Consider the following 23,938-nt stretch of genomic DNA (forward strand, 5'->3'; position numbering starts at 1 on the left):
CGGTACGCCGGGCCTTTCGGAGGGACGAACATCGATGTTCACCGTCTGCCCCTGGAGCACGCACCGGTCCGCCGGTTTCACCACCGCGGGCGAGTCCAACGCCTACTACCGGCGGTTGGTCGCGCACGGCACGACGGAGCTGTCGGTCGTCTTCGACCTGCCCACGCAGTGGGGTCTCGACTCGGACGCCCCCCTCGCGAGCGGTGAGGTGGGCCGGGCGGGGGTGGCGGTCGACTCCATCGACGACATGCGGGTGCTGTTCACCGGGATCCCCCTGGAGCGGGTGTCGACGTCGATGGCCGTCGGCGCGCCGGCGGCCGTGCTTCTGCTGCTGTACCAGTTGGTCGCCGAGGAACAGGGCCTGCGCGCCGACCGGTTGACCGGCACGGTCCACCACGACGTGCTGGCGGAGTACGTCGTCCGGGGCAGGTACGTCTTCCCCCCGGAGCCGTCCCTGCGGCTGGCGGCGGACCTCTTCGCCTACTGCCGTGCGCAGTTGCCCGGGTGGAACACGCTCTCGATCTCGGGGCGCGCCCTCGCGGAGGCGGGAGCCACGCCCGCGCAGGAGATCGCCTTCACCCTGGCCGAGGGTGTCGAGTACCTGCGGACGGCGGTCGCGTACGGGACGGATGTGGACGACTTCGCGCCGCGGCTGTCGTTCCTCTTCGGCGCGCGGGCCACGCTCCTGGAGGAGCTCGCCACCCTGCGTGCGGCCCGGCGCGTCTGGTCGCGGGTGCTGGGCGAGCAGTTCGGTGCGCGCGGCCCCGCCTCGCGTATGCCGGTGCGCAGGGCGGTGCGGGGCCTGGCCGCGGTGCTCGGCGGCCGGCTGTACGGGCCCGCCCCCACCGTGCGCCCGTTCGCGGGCGGTCGGGCCGCGGCGCGGACGGTCGACGCTCTGGAGGCCGCGGCGCTGGAGCTGATGCTGCGGGTGGACGAGCTGGGTGGCGCGGTCGCCGCCCTCGGTCATGGCTTCCAGGAGGACGAGATCGGGCGCGCCGCCCACTCTCACCTTCGCCTCGACGGGGACGGGTTGGACGAGGCGGCCCGCCTCGACCCCGTCGCCGAACAGCGGCAGACCGAGCGCCTGGCCAAACTGCGTGCCTGGCGGTGTGCCGACCGGGTCGACGACGCGCTCATCGCGGTGCGCAAGGCGGCGGAGGGACCTGACAACGTCCTCCCTCCGATGAAGGGGGCACTTGCCTCCGGAGCCACGGTGGGTGAGGTCTGCGACACACTGCGGCAGGTGTGGGGCGCTGGTTTTCAGCCCGCCGCGTAGCGGGCGGGGCCGGGCAGGTGGTGGGTGCCCGCGACGAGTCCCCTCAACGAGAGGGTCCACCGACGGGGTGCCGTTCGGGTGAGTTCCGTTGTTCTCCCCGGTGCCGCACCCCGTTGTCTGGGACTGTGCCTCCTACGACGTGGCCGATCTCAGCGGCCCCGGCCCGGAGGGGAGTTGGTGTGTGCGCCTGCCACACATCGCTGCGGCCGGTATCGGCCGTGGTCCGCGCGGGGTTGTCTCCCCGGGGATGTCTCGTGCTGATGAGGGGAATGAGACACCCTCGATACGCGCTGGTGGTGCCACTCACAGGTGGCCTTCCTTGCTGTCATGTGGGCCCCGAGCACGGCATCCTTGGGAGTCGGCCGGTGCGCGCGAGCCCGAACACGCACAGGATCATGGCCAGATGATGCAGGTACCATCCGCCCTCAGGACCGATTCAGACATCCCGGAAGAAGGAACTGTCATGACCCAAGTCCACTCGGAGACCACCGAACTCCAGTCGCAGTACGCGGCCCAGCTCACCGCGGACCTTGAGCGCAACACCAAGGAACAGGAACGTATCAGCGCCGAGGTGACAGCTCTCCAGGAGCTGTTGGAGGCACTGCGGCGCGATCAGGACCTGCTGGTCAACCTGCGTCGGACGCTGGGTGACGAGGCCCCCGCCGCGGCCGGTGCGAAGGCGGCCGAGGCCGCCGTGACGGTGGCCTCGGTGCCGCGGCAGGCTTCCGCCGCACCCAAGTCCAAGCCCGTCAAGCAGCAGCAGAAGGCGGCTGCCGCCAAGCCTGCCAAGGCCTCCGAGGCCGTCAAGGCCACCAAGCCCGTCAAGGCCGTCAAGGCCGTCAAGACAACCTCCAGGAGCGCGGGGACGAAGGCCGCCGCGAAGACGCCTGCACCGGCACCGGCGGCCGCGGGCAAGCCCACCCTGGTCGAGCTCATCCACGACCACCTGAGCCGGCAGTCCGAACCGCGGTCCGCCGCGGAGATCACCTCCACGCTCTCCGAGACCCACCCCGAGCGCGGTGTCAAGGCCACGGTCGTGCGCACCACGGTGGAGGGACTGGTCGCCAAGGGACGCGCCCAGCGCAGTAAGCAGGGCACCTCGGTGTACTACACGGCGGCCGGGACCGGTGCGGGCGACGACTCCGCGCAGCAGGCCGCCCCGGAGCAGAAGACCCCGGTCACCGACTGACGCGACGGCATGCGCAGCCGTACCCGCGCGGCCCGGTCCGCGCCGAAGAACACCTTCATGTCCGTGCCGGACGCATCGGCGCTCACCGTCATGGGCGGGCCGGTGCCCTTCACCGCCTCGGCGGCGCCCTCATGCGGACGTGGCGCCGGGGACCCTCATGTGCCTGTTCCGGCCGACGGGTTGGGCAGGGCCGGCGGTCCAGGTGATGTGCGGAGGTTCGACACGTGCGCACAAGGGGTTGCCGTGCGCGTCGCTGAGGCCGAGGTGTCCGACGAGGAGGCCTTCGCGCGCGGCGTCGGCGAGCACCTGCGCGGGCACGGCGTCGAGCATCAGCTTGGCGCGGCGGAACATCGTGAAGACGCCCGACTCGTCGACGGTGCCCCAGGACAGGTAGACGAACCGGCGGCCCAGGCGGTCCTGTACGTAGGGGCCTTGGACGTCGGTGCCGGCCGGCGAGACGGTCGCCGTGCACGGCAGGGTCCATGTCGCGGACCGGGCGTCACCGGGCTGCGGGTCGAGGAGTTCGGCGGGACGGTCACGGCGTTGCACGGCGACATGGATGTCGCGGTACACGGGGAAGGCGGCGTCGGCGGGGGCCGGGCAGGTGCGGCCTGGCAGGTCGACGGCGTCGATACGGATGCGCATGCCGGCCATCATCCCGCCGTGGCCGTGGCGGGCGCCTCGCGGTGGCGTGGCGGGGTTCGCGACGGGGCCCGGCGCGCGGGGCGGACCGTTCCACAAGTGGTGCTGCTCCGTGCGAGTGGTGGATCTCCCGGCTGGGTCGTAGCGTCGGTGGGAGGAGGCATCCTCCGCGTGGGAAGGCAGCCGGTCGTCGTCCGCCGTTGCGGGCGGGGCCCGGCGGGCCGGACGGACGTGGGGGCCAGATGAGTCCAGGGAGAATGGCGGCCGGGAGCGGACATGCGAAAACTCACCGTCAGGGCGGCACTCACGTTCTGTGCCGCGGTATCGCTGGCCACGGTCATGGGAGCGGCGGACGGCGCTCCTGTGACGTCGCCGCGGTCCGCGCACACCCTCGCGCAGGAGTCGATGCAGCCCCAGGTGCCGACGCAGCCCGTCATCGTCGACTGCTTCTGGCATCCCCAGGTGGAGCCCGGGAACTTCGTGCTCGCCTGCGGTGACGGCAACAGCCGTCTCACCTCGCTGCGGTGGTCGAGCTGGGACGCCAACTCCGCGGTGGCCACGGGCATCAACGCGGTCAACGACTGCAAGCCGTACTGCGCCGCGGGGACCTTCCGCGAATACCCCGTCACCGTACGGCTCGACCGCCCGCAGGCCTGGAAGAAGAACCCCCAGATCTCGCAGTACACCCGGCTGAGGCTCTCCTACACCGACAGCAAGCCCGCCGGATACGGGCAGACGGTCTCCTACCCCCTGTGGAACTGATCTTGACGGCTGTGCCCAGGGTCTTGTCGCGGGCCGCTTCACCTGGTGTTCTGTACCCCGGTTGACCGGCAGGCGTCCGCCTGCCGGCTCGCCGGGCTGCCGCGCGTTCCGGCGCGGAGGCCGGGACCTGAGGTGGGAGCGGCGTGGAGTCGGTGGTCGGGCAGGACGTAGGGAACGCGCTGCCCGAGGGGCTGGACGCGGCCATCCGCGAAACCGCCCGGGAGATCGCCGCACTGCTGCGCCGGGACACGGACATGGATGTCCCGGTACCCGGGTCGCGGTGGAGCGTCGGGGAGGCGGCGGCGCATCTGGCGCAGGCCAACGAACTGATGGCACAGCTCGCGGCAGGGCAGGTACGCGGCTACGGGGACGGGACGCCGCAGAGTCTCGCCGCGGCCAACGAGCGGGCGCTCGCCGCGTTCGGCGAGCGGAGGGCGCAGCCGCTGGCCGCGATGATCGAGGCGCAGGCCGAGGCGTATCTGAAGGCGTGGGACGCGGGTGCCGCGCGGGGAACCCTCGTCACCCCGCTGGGCCCGATGGGCGCCGACGTGCTGGGGTCCTACCTGCTGACCCACATGCTGGGTCATGGATACGACCTCGCCCGCGCGCTGGGCCGTCCGCACATGATCGACCGTGCCCGGGTCGAGCTGACCGTGCCGTTCCTGCTCACCGCCATGCCGCGGGTGACGGACACCGCCCGTGCGGCCGGGCTGAGCGCCCGCTACACGATCCGGCTGCGGGGCGGCACCCGGTTCGGTGTGACGGTGGCCGACGGGGTCGTACAGGTCGATCCGCGGCCGCCGGCCCGGCCGGACTGCACCATCCTGACGGAGCCGGTCACCTTCCTGCTGATGGCGCTCGGCCGCCGTGGCCAGTGGAGCGCCATCGGGCGGGGCGGCATCACCGTCTGGGGGCGCAGGCCCTGGCTCGCTCCCCGCTTCCCCGGCCTGTTCGAGGCACCCTGAGCGCGGCGAGCGCGGCGGGGGCGGTCACCTCGGGCCGGGTGCGCCGGCCGCGGGGGTGGCATCCAGCAGGCCGAGCAGGGTCTCGCGGTGGAGGTCGGCGATCGGGTCGAGGAGATCCGGGTGACGCAGCAGGGGCGCCGCCCGGTGGTCGCGGGGGCTGGGGACGGTGAGCCTGCGTGCGCTGCCGATGCCGTCGGTGCCGTGGTGGGTGGCGGCCAGGCAGGCCGTCGCCACGGCGGCGAGATCGGCGTCGGCCAGCAGGCAGGCCGCCCAGCTGACGACGGTCTCGTCGACCCAGGTGCGCCAGAGGTATTCGGCGCCGGTCGGTGTGTGCACGTCGGCGCCGGTCACGTAGTCCAGGCGGCCCGAGCCCCCGGGGCCGAGCAGGCTGAGCAGTTCGGCGTCCAGCGGGGTGGGGTAGCGCAGCGCGGCGGCGATGGTGACCGCGTGCTGTGCCTGGGCCTCGGCCAGGGCATGGTTCAGCGAGCCGGCCGCCGGCGGGAACGCCGACAGCAGCCAGCGCGCGGAGGCGCTGATGACGGGTGAGAGTTCGCTGGGCATGGTGACCGTCCTTCGCATGTGCCCGCCGTGCCCGTGCCCGACCAGGTCGCGGGCTTCGTGGCGCCGGGAGGGGGGCAGGTGCGTGGCAGTCAAACGTAAGGGCGGCCGTTGTGACGGCGACAGGGCGTAGGTCACAGAACGGGGTGTGAGGTTGCCCGCCACCCCCGCAGGCTTGTCGCCGCCCGCAGGGGCTGCCGCCGTCCTCAAGGGCTGTCCGCCGCCCTTCAGGGGGTGCCGCCGTCCTCAAGGGCTGTCCGCCGCCCTTCGGAGGGTGGCGCCGTCTCACAAGGCTGTGTCCGCCGCCCCTGAGGGTCGTCGCCGTCCTCAGGGGTTGCCGGCGGCGGTGTCAGCGGTGGGACGTCGAAGCTCAGGCCTGGCCGTGCGCCCGCTGGGCGTGCTGGGGCAGCAGGCCCACCAGCAGCAGCGTCAGGAGGTTCAGGCCCGCGGCGATGGCGAAGACCAGTTCCGCGGCGGCGAGGCAGGACGACGGGGACGGGTGCCCGGCGCGGGCGAAGAACACCGTGCCGAGGGCGGCGACGCCGATGGCGCCGGCGAACTGCTGGACGGCGTTGAGCAGGCCCGCGCCGGTGCCGACCTCCTCGGCGGTGGCGTCGCCGATGATGAAGTCGACCAGCGGGACGAACACCAGCCCGGAACCGAAGCCGGTCAGCAGCAGCGCGGGCGCCAGCTTCCAGACGGTGATGCCGGCGCCGAAGTGGGCGAGGGACCACCACAGGGCCAGCAGGCCGATGACGGCGATGGCCAGCCCCAGGTGCAGGCTCGCGCGTCCCAGCTTCTCGGCGAGCACGGCGCCCGCGAGCAGGACGGCGACGGCCGTGCCGAGGGCCCAGGGGATCAGCGTGAGGCCGGTGTGCAGCGGTGTCCAGTGCATGCCCTGCTGCAGCAGCAGGTTGATGACGAGGACGAACGCGCTCAGTGACGCGTAGAACCCGGCCACGATCACCAGGCCGACGACGAAGCTGCGCTTGCGGAACAGCGACGGTGTGATGACCGGGTGCCGGCTGTGCCGTTGGGAGACGACGAACAGGGCGAGCAGGACGGCCGAGGCGCCCATCATGACGTAGGTCCAGGCGGGCCAGCCGAGGTCGCGTCCCTGGATGAGCGGGACGATGAGCAGGGCCGAGGCCGCGGTGAGCAGGCCGACGCCGGTGAGGTCGAGGCGGGCGGCCGGGTCCTCCCCGCCGCGGTGGGGCAGGACCCGGCGGGCGAGCACGGCGGCGACGACGCCGAGCGGCACGTTGACCAGGAAGATGGAGCGCCACTGGCTGCCGAACAGATTCAGGTGGAGCAGCCAGCCGGCCAGGATGGGCCCGCCCACCATGGTCAGGCCCATCAGCGGGCCGACCGGGGTCAGCGCCCTGCGCAGGTGCTGCGGCGGGAAGACGACCTTCACCAGGGCCAGCCCCTGCGGGATCATCACCGACCCGCACAGGCCCTGCAGGGTGCGGGCGACTATCAGGAAGACCGGGTCGGGTGCGAGCCCGCAGGCCAGCGAGGTCAGGGTGAAGCCGGCCATGCCGAGCAGGAAGAGCCGTCGGCGCCCGAGCAGGTCCCCGAGCCGTCCCGAGGTGACCAGGCCGAGCGCGAAGGCCGCGGTGTAGGCGCTCAGCACCCACTGGACGGTGGACTGGCCGCCGCCGAGGTCGGCGTGGATGGACGGGCCGGCGAGGGTGGCGATGCTGGAGTCGATCAGATCCATGACGTCGGCCATGACCACGACGGTCAGGACGAGCCATGCGGTGCGCGACGGCGGTGTGCTGGTGGGAGGCGCCTCGGACGAGCGCTGGTCAATGGACACGAACGCCGTTCTACATCGGATCGGCGTTCTGAACAATACGAACACCGTTCCTGGATGCGCGGAACACTGTTCGCCGATTGGTTAGACTGCTCGTATGTCACCGACTCCGGAGCAACGGCGCGCAGCCCGGCACCAGCTCGGCACCGGTTCGAGCGCGCCCGCGGCCCGGCGTGGACCGTCCGGCGGGCGCAAGAAGCCGATCACGGTCGACGCCATCATCAGCACCGCGTTCGCCATCGTGGAAGCGGAGGGGTACGACGCCCTGACGATGCGGCGGGTGGCCGCCGCGCTGGAGACGGGGCCGTCGTCGCTCTACGCCCACGTGGTCAACAAGGAGGACCTGGACGAGCTGCTCATCGGCCGGCTGTGCGCCGGGATCGACCTGCCCGAGCCGGACCCCGCCGCCTGGCGGCAGCAGATCGCCGGTGTCTGCACCCAGCTGCGCGACCAGTATCTGCGGTATCCGGGTATCTCCCGGGCGGCCTTCGCCGCCGCTCCGTCCAATCTGGACACGCTGCGTGTCGGCGAGGGCATGCTCGCCATCCTGCTCGCCGGGGGCATCGACCCGCAGACCGCCGCCTGGGCACTGGACTCGCTGTCGCTCTACGTCAACGCCTACAGCCTCGAGGTCTCCCTGGCGAACAGCCGGATCGGCCGCGGCGACGACGGCTGGGTCGTCAGCCGCGACGAACTGCTGCGCCGGTTCGCCGCGCTGCCCGACACCTTCCCCCGGACCAAGCGCTACGCCGTCGAGCTCACCGCCGGGACCGTCCACGACCGTTTCGACTTCACCATCGGCCTGATGATCGACGGGCTCCCGGGTTCACGGTGAGAGGCCCGCGCAGGCGGGATTCGCTAGCCGAGTCTGCGGTCGAGGTTGAAGGCCGCGCTGATCAGGGCGAGGTGGGTGAACGCCTGGGGGAAGTTGCCCTGCTGTTCGCCCGTGTGGCCGATCTCCTCCGCGTACAGGCCGAGGTGGTTGGCGTAGGTGAGCATCTTCTCGAACGCGAGCCGGGCCTCGTCCAGCCGGCCCGCACGGGTGAGGGCCTCGACGTACCAGAACGAGCAGATCGAGAACGTGCCCTCCTCGCCCTGGAGGCCGTCGGGGCTGGCCTGCGGGTCGTAGCGGTAGACCAGTGAGTCGGAGACCAGGTCCTCGCCCAGCGCGTCCAGGGTGGCGAGCCACTTCGGGTCGGTCGGGGAGATGAACTTCGCCAGCGGCATCATCAGCAGTGACGCGTCGAGGATGGAGCTGTTCTCGTACTGGACGAAGGCGCGGCGTTCGGCGGACCAGCCATGGCTCATGATCCGCCGGTAGATCGCGTCCCGTGCCCCGCCCCAGCGCACGATGTCGGCGGGCAGGCCGCGGTGCCGGGCCAGCCGTATCGCCCGTTCGATCGCGACCCAGCACATCAGCCGCGAGTACAGGAACGGCTTGCGTCCGCCGCGGGTCTCCCACACCCCCTCGTCGGGCTGGTCCCAGTGGTCGCACACCCAGTCGACGAGTTCGCAGATGCTGTCCCAGTGCCCGCTGGAGATGGGCTTGCCCCACTTGTCGTAGAGGTAGAACGAGTCGAGGAGTGCCCCGTAGATGTCCAGTTGCAGCTGGCCGACGGCGGCGTTGCCGACGCGTACGGGGGCCGATCCGCGGTAGCCCTCCAGATGCGGCAGTTCGCGTTCGGACAGGTCGCGGCGGCCGTCGATGCCGTACATGATCTGCAGGGGTCCCTCGGCCTGGGACGCGCTCACCGACTCGAGCCCGACGGTCTCGGTGAGGAAGCCCATGAAGGCCTCGGCCTCGTCGATGAATCCGAGCCTGAGCAGCGCGTAGACGCAGAACGCGGCGTCGCGGACCCACACGTAGCGGTAGTCCCAGTTGCGTTCGCCGCCTATCTGCTCGGGCAGGCTGGTGGTCGGCGCGGCGATGATGGCGCCGGTCGGCGCGTAGGTGAGCAGTTTCAGGGTGAGGGCGGAGCGGTGCACCATCTCCCGCCAGCGGCCGCGGTAGCGCGACTGGGACAGCCAGTGCCGCCAGTAGCGCACGGTCGCGTTGAACTCCCTCTCCGCCTCGGCCACGGCGCAGAAACGCGGTGCCACCTCACCGCCGATGCGGTCGATGGTGAAGACGGCGGACTCGCCCTCGTGGAGTTTGAACAGCGACCACACGTCCGGGCCGTCGACCTCGATGGGCACCGTGGAGGTCAGCGCGAGATGGAGGGAGGCCGACTTGAAGACCACCTGGCCGTCGTACGGGTGCACGGTGTGCGGCTCGCAGCCGTAATCGAAGCGGGGAGCCACGCGCGCACGGAAGGGCAGCGTTCCGCGCACGCACACCACGCGGCGGATCAGGCGGTGCCGGTCGGCCTCGCGCGAGTCGTCGACGACCGGCATGAAGTCCTGGATCTCACCGACCCCGTCCTCCGCGAAGAAGCGGGTGATGAGCACGTTGGTGTCGGGGAAGTAGAACTGCTTCGTGCGGGCGGGGACGTCCGCGGCCAGTTCGAAGGAGCCGCCCCGCTCCGCGTCGAGGATCGAGGCGAAGACGCTGGGCGCGTCGAAGCGTGCGCAGCAGTACCAGTCGATGGTGCCGTTCGTGCCGACCAGGGCCGCGCTGCGCAGGTCGCCGATCAGGCCGTGTTCGGCGATCGGCAGGTAGGCGGGTGTGTCGGCGCGGGGGCCGGGCGCACCGGGGCCGGGGCGGGGCCCTCCGTCGCTCCGGTGTCGGTAGTCGCTTCAGCCACGTCAGCCTCCTCGGGCTGTCGGCCTGGCCACCCCTGCCACTCCAGGCTAGCGAGTCCTCGGTACCTGGGCTTGGGGAGCGAGCGGGGCCGCCCGGGGCGGCGGCGGGGGCGGGATCAGGTCCGGCCGCGGTGGCGGGCGGGGGGCGCGAGACCAGGGTCTGGGCGAGGGGGATCCGGGCCAGCTGGACCACTCCGTACAGGATCAGGCTTAAGCCCCCGGCGATCTCGGGGACCAGCCACCAGCCGGTGCGCACCTCCTCCGCGTACAGGGTGACGCCCAGGGCGAGGCTGACCAGGGCGTCGCCGAGGGTGAGGGCGGGCTGGGAGGCGACCAGGGGGCCGGACTGGACGGCGTTCTGCAGCAGGAACAGTGCGCAGACCCCGGCGGCGGCGAAGGCGTAGGTCTGCCAGGCGAGGAAGAAGCCGGTGACGCCGCCCGTCTGCCAGGCGTGGGTGGCGTCCTTGATGAGGGCCGCGGTGAGCGCGTAGCCGATGGCCGCGGCGCTGCCGAAGCAGGCCGCGCGGGCGCGTCCGGCGGGCAGGCGCAGCGCGATCCGGACGGCGGCCGTCATGACGCCCACACAGCAGACGATGGCCACCACCCAGCCGCCCGCCGCGGCCTGGCCGGTGCCCGCCGAGGGTGCCGCCGCGGCCAGTGCGACGCCCAGCCCGGCGGCGATGCACACCACGGCCGTCCAGCCGCGCCGGGTCACCCGCCGGCGCAGCACCAGGCCGCCGATCAGCAGGGCGAAGGGGAGTTCCAGGACGAAGATCGGCTGTACGACGGCCAGGGCGCCGTTGACCAGGGCCAGCGCCTGGAAACAGGCCGCCGCCATGACCGCGGCCATGCCGCCGAGCCAGGCCGGCCGGTGCAGCAGGTCGACGAACAGGCGGGCGCGGAAGCCTTCGGACAGGGGGACGTCCTGGGCGGCGCGGCGCTGGAGGACGGTGGCGGTCGCGTTGCTGGCGGCGGCCAGCAGGGCGAAGACGACGGAGACCACCATGCCCACCGGCCTGTCCCTCCTCGGTGTGTCCCGGCGTTCCCGTGTCTGCCGGATGTGGCCCGGCGTGGGGGCCGGTCATGCCCATGCTCCCGCGACGGCGCGGTGTCCGCCCCCTGACGGCGCGGCGCGTGACGCCGAAGGGCTGCCGCCCCCGGACCCCCGCATCGGCCTGAACGGCCTCGTCCTCAAACGCCGGACGGGCTGGATACGCGGGCCCGCGCCGACCGGTCGTCGCCCTCAAAGACCGGCACCCGGGCCATGCCTGTGAGCCCGTCCGGTGCTTGAGGACGAGTCCTTCGGGCGGGCGGGGGTCCGGGGGCGGCAGTCCCCGGGGGCGCTGGTGCACCGCCGCGCGTGCCGGTGGTGGTGCCGGTGCCAATGGTGAGGGTGCGCGGTCAGCGGGCCGCGTGCTGTGCGGGCAGGTCGAAGACGTGTCCCGGTGAGACGATCTTCGTGACCGCCTCGCCGACGAGCGTGCTGGGCTCGGCGCCGTCGTGGCTGATGTCGGTGTTCAGGAGCACGACCAGGGTGGCCTGGGCCGACGGCAGGTAGACGGTCAGGGACTCGTAGCCCGGCATGGAGCCGTTGTGACCGATCCAGCCCTGGACGTCGAAGATGCCCAGGCCGTACCCGGCACCCGGGATCGTGGTGGGGAGCGTGGTCAGCCGCTGCTTCTGGGTGGTGGAGCCGATCAGGGTCGTGCCGTCGGGCAGGACGCCCGTGGCGACCGTGCGGGCCCAGGTGTGCAGGTCGTCCAGGTTCGAGATCATCGCGCCGGCCGTCCAGGCCCAGGAGGGGTTCCAGCCGGCGGTCTCCTCGACCGCGCCGCTCGCGGTCTGGTCGGTGTAGCCCTGGGCGTGCGGGGCCGGGAAGGCCGCGTCGGCCGGGAGGAGCGTGTGGTCCATGCCGGCCGGCGCGAGGACGTTCTCGCGGATGTAGTCCGCGGCCGGCATACCGCCGGCCCTCTCCACGACCATGCCGAGCAGGATGAGGTTGGTGTTGCTGTAGGAGAACTTCCGCCCCGGCGGGAACAGCGGGCGGTGTCCGAAGGCGTAGCTGAGCAACTGCGGTGGGGTGAAGGGCCGTTGCGGGTCGGATGTGAGGGCCTTGAAGAAGGCCGGGTCGTCGGTGTAGTTGAACAGGCCGCTGCGCATCCCGGCGAGGTCCCGCAGCGTGATCCCGTCGCCGCCGGGCACGCCGCCCACGTATCTGCCGATCGGGTCGTCCAGGCCCACTCTGCCCTCGTCGACCAGCTTGAGCAGTGCCGTCACGGTGAAGGTCTTGGTCTCGCTGCCGATCCGTGTGTACAGGTCCGGCGACATCTTGCGCCCGTCGCTCCTGTCGGCGGCGCCGAACGACCGTACGTAGGTGCCCTGGCCGTGCGTCCACAGTCCCACGGTCACCCCGGGCACGCCTGCCTCGCCCATGACCTGCCGCACGCTCGCGTCGAGTTGGCGGGTCACGGCAGGGGTGAGGGTGCGGACCCCGCCCGTCGCCGGGCCGGACGGTGAAGGGGACGCGGTGGCGTGCGTGGCGTCGGCGGCGGCCGGGACGGAGGCGGTCGCGGTCGTGCCCCGGGCGGTGCAGCCCGCGGCCGCCGCGATGAGCGCTCCCACCACGGCGGCGGTGACGGCTCCCCTGCGCAGACGGGTGCCCGAGTGGGTCATGGGCTGACTCCAAGCACGTGAGGACCGGGGCAAGCACATGCGGACCGGGCCCGGTCGTCGCGGACGGAGGCCACGCGACGGGCTGCGGTGCGCAGCGGTGCCGTGGGACACGGGGCTTGGGGTCCTGTCCTCCTCAGGATAGGAGGGCCGGGGGGCCGTCGCCCGTCGGGCGGTACGGCCCCCCCGAACGGCACCGGCAACCGGGCAGCGGCGTGTTCAGCCGCCGGGGGGCCGGATGATGTGGTTCAGAAGCTGTGCGAGGGCTCCGCGGCGAGGGTGCGGTCGGCGTCGGGGAGCCAGGAGTCCGGCGGCCGTTCGAGCCAGCCCTCGGCCGTGCCGAGGGCTTGGGCGGCGTCGGCCAGAGCTCTCACTCCCGGATGGCGAAGGCCGCGGCGCCAGACCAGGGAGACCGGGGAAAGAGGCACCGGGTCGGTCAGGGGACGCAGGGCCATCTCCGGAACATCCGCGAAGTCGACGTTGGCCAGGACCGACCAGCCGTGCTTGCGCATGACCCGCCGGAACTCGGCCTCGCCCTCGATCTTCGGGAAGGGCGGCGCCAGGCCGATACCGCGGCCCGCGAACAGGGCGCGCGCGTAGTCCGTCCATTCGGTGGTGTCCTCGTTGCCCGCGGCGGCGTACACGGTTTCGCCGGCGAGCGCGGCCAGCGGCACCCGCGGCAAGGCGGCCAGCCGGTGTTCCGGGGGCAGGTGCACCGCCAGTCGGTCGTAGCGGATCAGCCGGTGTTCCAGACCGGCACGGACAGCCCTCGGCAGCCCGGCGACGCGGCCGAAGGAGACGTCGAGCCGGCCGTCCGCCATCTCGGCCGCCGCCCGCGTCAGGCCGCTGTGGAACCGGGAGACGAACTCCAGACCGGGGGCCGCTTCCCTGGCCGCCGCCAGTACGCGTGGCCCGGTGGAGCCGTGGAGCGCGACGTCGACGATCAACGGGCGGGCGCTCTCCCCGGCCGGGGGCTGCTCCAGTTCCCGGCCCAGCTGTTCCTGGGCGGTCAGAACGTGCCGCACGACGGGCAGCAGCCGCTGCCCCTCGCGGGTCAGGGCCACATGCCGGGTGTCCCGCTCGAACAAGGCCCTGCCCCACACCCGTTCCAGGTGCCGGATGTCCCGGCTGAGCGCCTGCTGCGCGACGAACAGCCGGGCGGCGGCCCGGGTGAAGTGCAACTCTTCGGCGACGGCCACGAAGGCGCGCAGCAGCCTGGGGTTGATGTCATGACGCACGCCCCCATTCTCACCAACCCGTACGGGCGTTGCGGGGTCAGGGCGTGGGGCACAGGGTCAGGTGGCGGCGGGTGGGCGGACGGGGGACGGCCGTCCGGGCGGGGACCGGCGGAGCGGGAGCGGTGTGGCGGGCGGCCGGGCGGGGGCCATGGGGTGCGGGCGTTCCTCGCGGACGACGGCTTGGAGGGCGTGGCCGAAGCGGGTGATGTCGTCGGGGGTGGTGTCGTGGTGGAGGGACGCGCGCAGGGCGGTGCCCGCGGGGTGGTCCAGGAGCGGGATCTCCTGCGCGACCGTCTTCCACAGGGCGACGCCGCGGGCCGCGAGTTGCCGGCGCACGAGCGAGGCGGGCAGTTCTCGGTGGCGGAAGGCGAGGATGCCGGACTGGACCAGGCCGGGCGTGATCAGTTCGGTGCCGGGTGTCTCCTCGACGGCGGCGCGCAGGGCGGGCAGCAGCCGCAGCCCGTCGTGTCCGGCGGGCCCGGTGAGGGTCGCCGTGTGGTGCGCCAGGGCGGCGTTGAGGCCCGCGACGGCCGCGTTCTGCGGCGGGGGGCGGTGTGCGGCGGCCTCCTCGAACATGTCCCGCAACCGGGGTGCCAGGTAGGCGAATCCCACGTCGTGGGGGCCGCGCAGGAACCGCCAGCCGTCGCCGGTCAGCAGATGGCAGCCGGTACGGGCGGCGTCCACGCTGAGCTGGCCGACCGCGTAGGAGGCGTCGACGGCGTACAGGCACCGGTGCGGGGCGAGGATCCGCCCGATGGTCTCGACCGGGTTGACGATGCCGCGGCCGGAGGGGACGTGGACGACCGAGACGAGGGCCACGTCGTCGTCGATGTGCCGGGCCATCCACTCCAGGTCCAGGTCTCCGTCCTCGCGCAGCGGGACGACCTCGAGCCGGCAGCGGGTGCGGTCGCGCAGGGCGTACAGGGCGGTCAGGTTGGCCACCCCCTCGTAGGGGGTCGTCCAGATCCGGTCGCCGCGGCCGGGGCCGAGGCCGCGGACCAGCGCGTCGAAGGCGGTGGCCGCGTCCGTGACGACGGCGGTGTCGGCGGCCGGGACGCCGAGCAGTGCGCCGAGACGGTCGTGGATCTCGGTGCGCAGGACGTGTGCGAGGTGTTCCTCGAGTTCGTGCGGCCCGTAGCGGTCCTCACGCGCCGCGCAGTCGGCGACGAGTGCCCGTACGGCGGCGGGCATACGGCCCCGGCCTGCCGTGTCCAGATGGACCGTCCGGCCGCCCGGACCACCCGCTTCGCTCCGGCCGTCCAGGCTGTTGCGGTCCGTGCGGTCACTCCGGTCCGTGCTGTCCGTGCTGTCCGTGCGGTCCGTGCGGTCCGTGCTGTCGCTGGTGGGCGCGTAGTCCCTTCGGTCCTTCTGATCCGTGGATGACGGCGTCGCGTTCATTTCCGGGGCCTCCCCCCGCTGTCGGGGCCATCGGCTGCCAGGACGCGGGGGCCGCTGTGCCCGACCCGTCACGAACAAGCATTGCCAACGTGCTTGGCAATATGTTGCCTAGCACGGGGGTGAAGTGGCAACGCCGGCTCCGGCGGCGCTCTAGCGAAAGGGCCGCGAACGCGCTGTTCACCCTCTCGGAACCGGCCCCGATCGGGCCCGGAAGCAGGGTTGTTGACAAACTTTGCCAGGCATCCGCGCAGGTAGCCGCCCGCCTCTCGCGGGTCTCCAGCTCATCTCCAGCGAATGCCGAGCGGCTCCCGAGTTCGCGTTGCCAAGCTTCTTGGCAAGAAGTTACCAACGCAGATCCGCTTCATTGCCACGGAGGAGCCGTCATGAAGAACATCGCCCGCATCGCCGTCACCACCGCCGCCGTCGCCTCCGCCGTCCTCACCGCCGCCGGCGTCAGCGCTGCCACGCAGAGCATCGGCCGGCCGCAGTCGGCGGGCACCACGGCCTCCTCCGCCATCGGATGGCCGGCCGCCGCCGGCACCTCCGCCGACGACAGCATCGGCTGGCCCAAGACGGCCACCACCGTCGCGGCCACGGACGACATCGGCTGGCCCAAGGCCGCCTACGCCACGGCCGACGACAACATCGGCTGGCCCAAGACGGTCACCGTCTCCGCCGACGACAGCAACATCGGCTGGCCCAAGGCAGTCACCGTCGCGGCCACGGACGACATCGGCTGGCCCCTCGCGGCCGGCAGCGCGGCCGTCTGACGGGCACGGATGCCGTAACAGACCACCGACCCGCTGGACCTACCGCACCCACCGGGCCCACCGAACCAACCGAATCTTGAGGCCCCCGCCGGCAGTGCCGTGGCGGGGGCTTCGGTCGTGTGCCGGTTGATCGCGGCGGCCGGCCTGAGCAGGTGTCCACGGCGGCTCGAGCGGGATCCGGCACGGTGCTGCTCGGAGCACCGCTTCACCTCTCCCGTGTCCGGAAGGAAGTCGCCCGATGGCCCACGTACCGTGGAACGCGAAATTCGAGGACGTACTGCGCCAGGGCCTGCCGGGGCTCGGCAAGGACAAGGAGCCCGCTGCCGACGTTCCGATGGAGGCCTACGGGCTGGACTCGATGGCACTGATCGGCATCGTCGGCGCACTGGAGTCGGTGTTCCGGGTCAGTCTGGCCGGCCAGGTCGTCATCCCCGTCCACACCCTGACCGCCGGTCAGCTGTGGGGCATCCTCTCCGCCGCGCTGCAGCCGGCCTGGGACGAGAGCCGGCCCTCGGCGGCCGGCCGGCGTACGCGTGACCTGGGTCCCTGGGCCGTCGCCTGACCCCTGCCGGACACCCCGGCGGCAGCCGCACCACCGCTCCCCCGGACACTCCCGACACCATCTGCGACGCCACCCCCGGCGCCGGTGGCGGTGCCGGGAACAGCCGAAAGCAGCCGGGAAGAAGGCCCCCGCCGGTCACAGCGCCGTGGCGGGGGCCTCCCGTACGCCGGTCATGTTCGGTGCCACGCCCCAGGCGCTCAGGTCGCGGTGCCGCTCCAGCCAGCCGCAGGCCAGGTCCACGAGTGCGGCGACCGGGCACAACAGGGCGCCGGCGGCGGCGAGGGGGCCCTCCCGGACCAGACCGGCACGGGCGGCCCGGTCGCCGATGCGCGCGTAGTCACCCTCGTACATGACGAGTTGGTCGCTGTCCTGCCAGACGGTGGCTCCGTCGGCTCCCGCGCGCGGCACCCGCATGCGGTGGACGCGGCGCCCCGGGTAGGGGGTGAGGTGTTCGGCCAGGTGCAGGACGGTGCACTTGTCCCAGCCCACTCCGATCAGCAGGACCTTCGCGGCCGCACCGCCCAGCGCGGTCAGCGGGCTGCGCGCGCCCAGGCCGTAGGGCAGCGGGTGGGCGGCGAGCAGGGCGGGCGCGGCGGGGCCGGAGGCGGCCAGCGAGTAGAGCGGGTGCGTGGAGCGGTGGGTGCCGGGCAGGGTCCGTACGAACTCGGGGAAGCGGCCCAGGCGGGGCTGGACGGGGTGCACGTCCGGGTCGAACGGGGGCAGGGACGCCCTGATGTGGGGCCACCATGTGGGGGGCACGGGCCGCTGGACCCAGGTCGCCGGGTCGGTCAGGTAGGTGGTGAAGGCGGGCACCACGAGGGTTCCCGACGCCCCGACGGCCTCCCGCAGGGCCCGCAGGAGGGCGACGGGACCGCCCACCGTCCAGCCCAGGGCGCTCAGGGAGGTGTGGACCATGACGACGTCACCGCGTTCGACGCCCAGGGCCCGCAGGTCCCGGGCCAGTTCGCGGCCGCTGTAGGGGCCGGGGGTGCGGGCATCGGCGGCGGGGTGCAGCATCCGTGCCTCCGGTATCTGCGGTGTCTGTGGTGCTGTGGTGTCCGTGGTGTCTTCGGGTTCAGTCCAGGGCGGGCTGGTCCGCGGTGGGCCGGGGTGCCGGCACCCCGGCCCAGGCGGCGGAGGCGGCGGAGGCGGCGCGTACCGCGGGCTGGACGAGGAGGGCCGCGGCGGTGAACAGGACCGCGGCCGCCGTCCAGCCGAGGCCGGAGCCGTGGCCGATGAACGCGGTCAGGATCAGCGGGCCGAGGATCGACTGCAGGCCGTGATGGAGCTGGAAGGCGCCGAGGTACTCGCCGCGCCGGTCCTCCGGGGCCAGGCCGATGCCGATGCCGAAGGACCCGGCCGCGTGCCACAGTTCGGCGCCGGTCATCACCACGAAGGCGGCGCACACCAGGAACCCGGCCGTGAGGGTGCCGAGATGGCCGGTGGGGATCAGGAGCAGGCAGGACGCCGCGCCGGCCAGGCCCGCGCGGCGGGCGAGGCGGGCGGCGCCGGGCAGGTCGTCGCTGCCCCTGGCCGCCCGGACCTGGAGCAGCACGCACAGCACGGTGTTGAGTCCGATGAGCAGGGGGGTGAGCACGGTGGGCAGGCCGGTGCCGACGACGATCCACAGCGGGATGGCCACCGCCAGCACGGAGTCGTGCAGCGACAGCGCCGCGTTGACCGCGACGACCCGCAGGAACGGCCCGTCGCGCAGCGCCGTGAAGCGTCCCGCGGCGGGCGGGGCGGGGCGGGCGGCGGCCGCGGGCAGCCGGTGCACCAGCAGGCCCGCCACCACGAACGTGACGCCGTTGGCGAGCGGGATGACCTGTAGGGCGCCACGGGTGCCGACGGCGAGCAGGACCGCTGCGGCCAGGGTGCCCAGGCCCATGCTGGCGTTGCCGACGGAGCGGATGGCGGCGCGCGCGTTCACCCGGTCCTGGCCGGGGACGAGTTCGGCGATCAGGGACATGAAGGAGGGGCCGGTGCCGAACTGCAGGGCGCCCACCGCCACCGCCAGGACGACGAACTGCCAGGCCGAGTGCACGGCGGGCAGCGCGAGGTAGCCGCAGCCCAGCCCGATCAGCAGCCAGGTCAGCAGCGGGCGTGCCCCGGTGCGGTCGGCGACCATGCCGAACAGCACCGAGGCGAGCAGCCCGGTCAGTCCGGCGGCGGACAGTGCCATGCCGATCTGGGCCGGGCTCAGGCCGGTGACCTGGGTGAGGTAGACCGCGGAGCCGGCCATGTACAGGCCCACGCCGATGCCGTCGATGCCGTGCAGGACGGCGAGCTGCCGTGCGGGGCCGTTCAGGCTGGCCGGGAACAGGGGCATGCGCGCTCTCCGCTCGGTCGTACGGCTACGGCTACGGCTACGGCTGTATCTGTGGCTTCGGGTTCGGCTTCAGGTTCGGGTTCGGCTTCGGGGTCGGGGTCGGGGTGGTGGAGGGTCAGGGGGCGGGCGGGCCGAGGGGTCGCAGGGCGGAGTAGAGGAGCTGGTCGTGCCAGGTGCCGGCGCGCCACTGGGCGCGGCGGACCCGGCCTTCCAGTTCGAAGCCGGCCTTCTCGGCCGCGCGTTGTTCGGCGAGGTTGTCGGCGTCGGTGCACACCTGGACGCGTTCGGCCCGGGTGTGGGTGAAGAGGTAGTCCACGAGCAGGCGCTGCGCCTGGGTTCCGATGCCCTGGCCGCGGTGCGCGGCGAACAGGCCGATCGCGATCTCCCAGCAGGCGGAGGTCTCCACGCGTCCCCACGCGCGGCGGAACCACTCGACGCGTCCGGCGAGGGTGTCGTCGACGGTGACGGACAGCATGTTCTCGTCACCGCCGAGCAGGCCTCGCTCGTCGAGCAGCCGGCGCAGCCGCAGGGTCGGCGTGTGCCCGAACCACTGGTAGGGGCCAGGGCTGTCGGGCCCGGCGAACTCCGTGTCGAACCGGTCGAGGTCCGCGGAGGTCACCGGGCGCAGCACGGTCGCCGGGCGCAGCACCGGTCTCATCCGAGGTGCCCGGCCTTGAGCCGTACGGCCTGTTTGAGCACCTGGGTCCCGTCCGCCGCGCCGAGGGTGCGGGTGAGCAGGGCGCGCAGCCGGGTGAGGCGTTCGGCCGGGGACAGTTCGTGGTGGTGCCGGGTGAGGGCCTCGAACTCGGGCAGGCCGAGGAGTTCGGCGAGGAAGACGTTGGCGAGGTCCTGGGGGGTGGGTTCCTCGATGGTGACGGCGATGTGGAGGGAGGTGCCGATGCGGGCGGTGGCGGAGTGCGGGGTGCCGTGCGGCATGTAGAGCACGTCGCCGGGGCGCAGGGTGACCTCCATGCGCCGGTCGTAGGGGATGACGCCGCCGGTGTAGCGGTCGGAGTCGCTGGTCGAGGTCTCGTCGAGGCGGCCCACCACCCAGTCCTTGACGCCGGCGATCTGCAGGACGAGGACGTGGGAGCCGTCCATGTGGGCGGCGATGGCGGTCTTGCCGGGCGGGCTGAGGAAGACGAACGACTCGAGTTCGGCGCGGAATTCGGGTGCCAGTGCCTGGACGAGGGCGCGCAGGCGGGGGTGCCAGTGTTCGGGCTGGCTGAACTTGAAGGTGCCGCCGGCGGCGAAGTCCGCCTTGATCTGGCCGGGGTTGATGTAGCCGGGGACGTGGTGGCCGACGATGGTGCGCGAGCGTGTCATCTCGGAGACGGCGGTGCGCACGCCTTCGTCGAAGGCGGTGAAGTAGGGGCGGATCAGCAGCCCGCAGTCCACCTCCTCCCACATCTCCTGCTCGGTGATCAGGCCGGTCAGGTCGGCCGAGGCGCGGAAGACGGCGGGCTGGGTGGCCCAGTGGTCGCGGAAGAACGCGTCGGTGTCGCCGACCAGGTCCTTGAGGGTGATCCGGGTGGTGGTCATCCCGTCACCTCCCGCATGGCGGTGAGGGCGGCGTGGGCCCAGGTGTCGTCGTCGAGGTGGCGGGTGTGGGCGAGCAGGGCGGTGCGGACGTGCTCGGTGCGCTGTTCGAGGGTGGTGGTGTGGAAGCGGTGGGCGAGGCCGGGGTCCGCGTCCAGGAGGTGGCGGCCGAGCGCCTCGAGGAGGTCGTCGGGGGTGGGCTCGGTGAGGGTGAAGGTGAGGTGGAGGGAGTCGCCGTCGCGGGCGACGGCGTCGTGGGGCCAGCCGTGCGGCAGATAGAGCACGTCACCGGGTTCCAGGACGAAGGTGTGGGTGGGGTGGGCGGCATCGACGTCGAGGCCCGCGTCGGCACGGACCTGCTGCGAGCCGGCGTACAGCTGCCATTCCTTGCGGCCTTCGAGCTGGAGGGCCACGACGTGGGAGGCGTCGCGGTGCGGGAGCATGCCGCGGCTCTCGGGCGGGGTCCAGAACACGTAGGAGGCCACCGCGACCGGGGCGGCGGCCTGGAGCTCTTCGACGACGGTGCGGGTGGGGCGGTGCCAGTCGGAGAGCTGGTTGAGCTTGAGGGTGCCTCCGGCCGACATCAGCCGGCGGACGGCCGCGGCGTCGGGGAAGCCGGGGCGCTGGTGCCCGATGACGTCCCTGGAGCGGGTGTAGGCGCTTTCCGGCGGTACGGCTCCGTGGCGCAGCACCGAGAAGTAGGGCCAGCGCAGCAGGCTGGCGTCCAGCTTCTGTTCGATGAAGGCGGAGGAGAGGTGGCCGGCGGGATCGACCGCGCCGCGGAGGATCCTGAATTCCTTGTTCCATGCGTCGGCGAAGATGCCCTCGCCGCGCAGAGTGTCCACGAGCGACGTGTTCAACCCGACCCCCAGGGCTCTGGTGTCTTCGGTGTCCGGGCGCCGGCCGGAGCGCTCGGCTGAGTGCGGGCGTTCCGGCCGGGCGGAGCCGTCTGGCGTGTCAGGCGTTGGAGATCTGGTTCATGATCGTCTTCGGGGAGTCGAAGGCGTCCTCCTCCTCGGCGCTGATGTTCGTCTGCGCCAGCTCCTCCGGGTTCTCGGAGTTGTCGATCGCGTTCTTCGTGTCGCGGATACCCATGTCAGCCTCCACAGGCGGCGGGGTTCTCACCGCGGTGGTGCGGTGAGCTGCCCTGGAGCATGCCAGCGGGGCCTCGCGCGGTCCTTGACCGCGCTCGGGTGCGACGGTCGAGCGCCGCCGGGGCGGGCGGGACGGAACGGGCGGGCCTGTTGGGCAACGGGGGCCGGTGGGAGGGGGGTTGGGGGGAGGGGGGTTGGGGGGGAGGGATGGGGGGTGAGGAGTGCGCGGGGCCGGGGCTGCGGTTCGGGGATCGCGGACCCGGGTGGCGGCGTCACGGACCCGGGTCGCGGCGTCATGGCCGTGTGCGGGCACCGTGCCGGGGGCTGCCGCAGAACCGCACGAGAACGGCTTGAGAGGAGGCCCGGAGCGGGGGCGATGCCGGGAAGCACCCGTCACGGCACGGTCGGCACGGCGCGGTCCGTACGGCGCGGTCCGCACGGCGAGGCCTGGCGCGGTCGGCACGGCGGGCGCGGTCGGCGGCCGCGTTCGGGGGACGCGGCCACGGGTCCGCTTCGGGCCGTGGTGGACGTCGCCGGGGCGAGGCGGACTCCGGGACGGAGCCGGCCGGCCGGGCACGGCCCGCGACCCCGCGGTCAGCGGTCAGCGGTCAGCGGTCAGCGGTCAGCGGCGGAAACGTGCCGTGGCGCGGTCGGCGTGCAGCGGGAAGTCCCCGGCCGTCGGGCCGCCCCACCGGCGCGCCAGAGCTGTGCCGGCGGGGCGGGCGGCCTCTTGGGTCAGGGCGTCCGCGTGGATATTTCGAACCACATCGTCTTGCCCGTGGCCGTACGGGTGCTGCCCCAGGTCTCGGTGAGCAGGTCGAGCAGTTCGGTACCGCGTCCGCCCTCCGCGTCGGCGTCGACGACGCGGCGTACGGGGCCGGTGGAGTCGGTGTCCTCCACTTCGCACCGCAGGTCGGAGCCGCGTGCGTACAGGTTGAGCCGCAGCGGGCCGCGTGTGTGGCGCAGGGCGTTGGTGACCAGTTCGCTGACCAGGAGTTCGGCGGTGTCGGCCAGGTCCTCCAGATTCCATTCGCTCAGCTGGGCGGTGGCCAGGCGCCGGGCCCGGCGGACCGAGGTCAGTTCCCTCGGCAGGGGCCAGGAGGCGTCCCAGGCGGTGGCCCGGGCGCGCGGCGCGTCGAGCGGCCGCAGGGGCTCCAGGGAGCGCGACCACAGAGCCTGGCTCCGGGTGATCCACGAGGTGGGCGCGCCCTTCGCGGGCCGGTCTTCGTCCTGAGCGTGGTCCGCGGCAGCCTTCCGCCCGAGTCCCTCTGTCCGACCGCCGGAGAACCAGGCGAAGCATCCCCGTCGTGAGATCGAGGCGAGGTCGATGGCCCAGGCGGCCATGGGAATCAGTCCCTTCCGTACTGCCGGCGTCCCGCATTCACGTAGCACTCGCTACATCCATAAATATACATGTAGCGAGTGCTACGGTAAATACCTGGACGAAAATAAACGAACCGGACATGCGAGGTTCGCTCGGTCCCGTATCACTGCAGGTGGGAGCCCTCCATGGCACGGCCGCCCGACCCGGCCAAACGACGCGACCTCCTGGATCGGGTCCGCGAATACATGATCCACAACGGCGTGGCCGACCTGTCCCTGCGCCCGCTCGCCCGCGCCCTGGGGACCAGCGACCGCATGCTCCTGTACTACTTCGGGAGCAAGGAACGCATGGTCACCGAGGCGCTCACCGTCTACGAGAGGCGACCGCTCCTGCGCGCCCAGAGCCTGTTCAACGCCGCCGACTCCCCCCGGGACGCGGCGGGGGTGCGCCGCTTCATGGAGGAGACCTGGCAGCAGTTCAACAACCCCGACCTGCGCGCCACGCTCCCCCTCTACCTCGAGGTCCTCGCCGCCGGCCTGCTCCACCCCGAGCGGTACGGGCCCGTCGTGCGCGACGTGCTGAGCGAGTGGACCCGCCTGCTCACCTCCGTCTTCCGCGACCTGGGCATGACCGAGGCCCGGGCCGCGACGGAGGCCTCCCTCCTGGTCGACGCCTCCTTCGGCCTGCTCCTCGCCCCCCTGACCGACGGCGACTGGGACCGGGCCGACGCGGCCTTCCACACCCTCCTCGACCGCCTCGAACCCGGCTGGCAGGACCTCTAGGGCGCGCGGAGAAGTCCGCCGGGCCGCTCCGCCTCGCAGCCGGGACGGGGCGCACGCGGGCGGTGCCGTGGGCGGCGGCGCCCGATCCCTGGTCCGTCCGGGCACGGTGGCCCCGCCGCCAGGCCGGTCGACCGCCCCCGCGCAAGCGCCCGTCGGCCGTCACCCGCGGCTCCAGTGGTGCTCCAGCGGTGCGAGACGCACCCTCAAGATCTTGTTGCCAACATCTTGGCAAGGTTTTGCCAAGGCGGAGCCGTCCGTCCTTCCGAGCCGCTGTCGAAG

21 protein-coding genes and 2 pseudogenes are annotated in these 23,938 nt (G+C 72.8%); 8 read left to right on the plus strand and 15 right to left on the minus strand.

Features of this window, described 5'->3' with window-relative positions:
- Nucleotides 1–31: 31 nt before the first annotated feature.
- Nucleotides 32–1,276, plus strand: a pseudogene (locus HEP85_RS00855) (methylmalonyl-CoA mutase family protein); the annotation flags it as partial.
- Nucleotides 1,277–1,739: 463 nt separating this feature from the next.
- Nucleotides 1,740–2,465 (plus strand): hypothetical protein, encoded by a 726-nt coding sequence (locus HEP85_RS00860; protein WP_168525232.1) that lies wholly within the window; start codon nucleotides 1,740–1,742, stop codon nucleotides 2,463–2,465.
- A gap of 129 nt (nucleotides 2,466–2,594) precedes the next feature.
- On the opposite strand, the gene HEP85_RS00865 is transcribed toward HEP85_RS00860, so the two are convergent.
- Entirely contained in the window at nucleotides 2,595–3,110 is a 516-nt protein-coding gene (locus tag HEP85_RS00865) for a DUF5990 family protein (protein WP_329284224.1), read from the minus strand.
- A 273-nt stretch (nucleotides 3,111–3,383) separates the two neighbouring features.
- Here HEP85_RS00865 and HEP85_RS00870 point away from each other — a divergent pair, with 273 nt between their 5' ends.
- Together HEP85_RS00870 and HEP85_RS00875 are read left to right on the plus strand one after the other, a co-directional pair.
- Nucleotides 3,384–3,869: a hypothetical protein gene (locus tag HEP85_RS00870; RefSeq protein ID WP_168525236.1), complete on the plus strand. Its 486-nt coding sequence runs from the start codon at nucleotides 3,384–3,386 to the stop codon at nucleotides 3,867–3,869.
- A gap of 143 nt (nucleotides 3,870–4,012) precedes the next feature.
- Nucleotides 4,013–4,834 (plus strand): maleylpyruvate isomerase family mycothiol-dependent enzyme, encoded by an 822-nt coding sequence (locus HEP85_RS00875; protein ID WP_248001756.1) that lies wholly within the window; start codon nucleotides 4,013–4,015, stop codon nucleotides 4,832–4,834.
- A gap of 24 nt (nucleotides 4,835–4,858) precedes the next feature.
- Here the strand turns inward: HEP85_RS00875 and HEP85_RS00880 are convergent, their stop codons facing one another.
- A complete protein-coding gene (locus HEP85_RS00880; protein WP_329524796.1) occupies nucleotides 4,859–5,395 on the minus strand; it encodes a hypothetical protein in 537 nt (178 codons plus the stop codon).
- A 367-nt stretch (nucleotides 5,396–5,762) separates the two neighbouring features.
- Nucleotides 5,763–7,214 (minus strand): DHA2 family efflux MFS transporter permease subunit, encoded by a 1,452-nt coding sequence (locus tag HEP85_RS00885; RefSeq protein ID WP_248001757.1) that lies wholly within the window; start codon nucleotides 7,212–7,214, stop codon nucleotides 5,763–5,765.
- A gap of 94 nt (nucleotides 7,215–7,308) precedes the next feature.
- Here HEP85_RS00885 and HEP85_RS00890 point away from each other — a divergent pair, with 94 nt between their 5' ends.
- On the plus strand, nucleotides 7,309–8,046 hold the full coding sequence (locus tag HEP85_RS00890) for a TetR/AcrR family transcriptional regulator (RefSeq protein ID WP_168525240.1): 738 nt from the start codon (nucleotides 7,309–7,311) through the stop codon (nucleotides 8,044–8,046).
- A 23-nt stretch (nucleotides 8,047–8,069) separates the two neighbouring features.
- On the opposite strand, the gene HEP85_RS00895 is transcribed toward HEP85_RS00890, so the two are convergent.
- The 5 genes and pseudogenes from HEP85_RS00895 to HEP85_RS00915 all read right to left on the minus strand — a co-directional run bounded on the left by HEP85_RS00895 (nucleotide 8,070) and on the right by HEP85_RS00915 (nucleotide 15,259).
- On the minus strand, nucleotides 8,070–9,866 hold the full coding sequence (locus HEP85_RS00895) for a glycoside hydrolase family 15 protein (RefSeq protein WP_248002423.1): 1,797 nt from the start codon (nucleotides 9,864–9,866) through the stop codon (nucleotides 8,070–8,072).
- A gap of 274 nt (nucleotides 9,867–10,140) precedes the next feature.
- A pseudogene (locus tag HEP85_RS00900) lies at nucleotides 10,141–10,959 on the minus strand (DMT family transporter); the annotation flags it as partial.
- A 395-nt stretch (nucleotides 10,960–11,354) separates the two neighbouring features.
- Complete coding sequence (locus HEP85_RS00905; RefSeq protein ID WP_168525244.1) at nucleotides 11,355–12,626, minus strand: serine hydrolase; 1,272 nt, start codon at nucleotides 12,624–12,626, stop codon at nucleotides 11,355–11,357.
- 245 nt (nucleotides 12,627–12,871) lie between these two features.
- On the minus strand, nucleotides 12,872–13,861 hold the full coding sequence (locus HEP85_RS00910) for a LysR family transcriptional regulator (RefSeq protein WP_168525246.1): 990 nt from the start codon (nucleotides 13,859–13,861) through the stop codon (nucleotides 12,872–12,874).
- Nucleotides 13,862–13,918: 57 nt separating this feature from the next.
- Nucleotides 13,919–15,259: an aminotransferase class V-fold PLP-dependent enzyme gene (locus HEP85_RS00915; protein WP_369657525.1), complete on the minus strand. Its 1,341-nt coding sequence runs from the start codon at nucleotides 15,257–15,259 to the stop codon at nucleotides 13,919–13,921.
- A 383-nt stretch (nucleotides 15,260–15,642) separates the two neighbouring features.
- Between HEP85_RS00915 and HEP85_RS00920 the strand changes: the two genes are divergently transcribed.
- A complete protein-coding gene (locus tag HEP85_RS00920) occupies nucleotides 15,643–16,029 on the plus strand; it encodes a hypothetical protein (RefSeq protein WP_369657526.1) in 387 nt (128 codons plus the stop codon).
- Nucleotides 16,030–16,267: 238 nt separating this feature from the next.
- Nucleotides 16,268–16,591 (plus strand): acyl carrier protein, encoded by a 324-nt coding sequence (locus tag HEP85_RS00925; RefSeq protein ID WP_329284244.1) that lies wholly within the window; start codon nucleotides 16,268–16,270, stop codon nucleotides 16,589–16,591.
- A 135-nt stretch (nucleotides 16,592–16,726) separates the two neighbouring features.
- On the opposite strand, the gene HEP85_RS00930 is transcribed toward HEP85_RS00925, so the two are convergent.
- The 7 genes from HEP85_RS00930 to HEP85_RS00960 all read right to left on the minus strand — a co-directional run bounded on the left by HEP85_RS00930 (nucleotide 16,727) and on the right by HEP85_RS00960 (nucleotide 22,897).
- Nucleotides 16,727–17,608, minus strand: a complete 882-nt coding sequence (locus HEP85_RS00930) for an AAC(3) family N-acetyltransferase (protein ID WP_329284245.1) — start codon at nucleotides 17,606–17,608, stop codon at nucleotides 16,727–16,729.
- Between the two features lie 58 nt (nucleotides 17,609–17,666).
- The gene (locus HEP85_RS00935; RefSeq protein ID WP_369657527.1) at nucleotides 17,667–18,920 is read right to left on the minus strand and encodes an MFS transporter; all 1,254 of its coding nucleotides are present in this window, start codon (nucleotides 18,918–18,920) and stop codon (nucleotides 17,667–17,669) included.
- A gap of 115 nt (nucleotides 18,921–19,035) precedes the next feature.
- Nucleotides 19,036–19,569 carry a GNAT family N-acetyltransferase gene (locus HEP85_RS00940; protein ID WP_248001758.1) on the minus strand — a complete coding sequence of 178 codons (534 nt, stop codon included), beginning with the start codon at nucleotides 19,567–19,569 and terminating at the stop codon, nucleotides 19,036–19,038.
- A 5-nt stretch (nucleotides 19,570–19,574) separates the two neighbouring features.
- Nucleotides 19,575–20,462 (minus strand): cupin domain-containing protein, encoded by an 888-nt coding sequence (locus HEP85_RS00945; protein WP_168525257.1) that lies wholly within the window; start codon nucleotides 20,460–20,462, stop codon nucleotides 19,575–19,577.
- Entirely contained in the window at nucleotides 20,459–21,304 is an 846-nt protein-coding gene (locus HEP85_RS00950; protein WP_168525259.1) for a cupin domain-containing protein, read from the minus strand. The genes HEP85_RS00945 and HEP85_RS00950 overlap by 4 nt, the downstream gene beginning before the upstream one ends.
- 112 nt (nucleotides 21,305–21,416) lie before the next feature.
- Nucleotides 21,417–21,554 carry a hypothetical protein gene (locus tag HEP85_RS00955; protein WP_168500444.1) on the minus strand — a complete coding sequence of 46 codons (138 nt, stop codon included), beginning with the start codon at nucleotides 21,552–21,554 and terminating at the stop codon, nucleotides 21,417–21,419.
- 734 nt (nucleotides 21,555–22,288) lie between these two features.
- On the minus strand, nucleotides 22,289–22,897 hold the full coding sequence (locus tag HEP85_RS00960; RefSeq protein ID WP_248001759.1) for an ATP-binding protein: 609 nt from the start codon (nucleotides 22,895–22,897) through the stop codon (nucleotides 22,289–22,291).
- A gap of 165 nt (nucleotides 22,898–23,062) precedes the next feature.
- On the opposite strand from HEP85_RS00960, the gene HEP85_RS00965 reads away from it, so the two are divergent.
- On the plus strand, nucleotides 23,063–23,659 hold the full coding sequence (locus HEP85_RS00965) for a TetR/AcrR family transcriptional regulator (RefSeq protein WP_168525261.1): 597 nt from the start codon (nucleotides 23,063–23,065) through the stop codon (nucleotides 23,657–23,659).
- The last annotated feature ends 279 nt before the right edge of the window (nucleotides 23,660–23,938 follow it).

Source organism: Streptomyces sp. RPA4-2 (assembly GCF_012273515.2).
GTDB classification, from domain to species: domain Bacteria; phylum Actinomycetota; class Actinomycetes; order Streptomycetales; family Streptomycetaceae; genus Streptomyces; species Streptomyces kaempferi.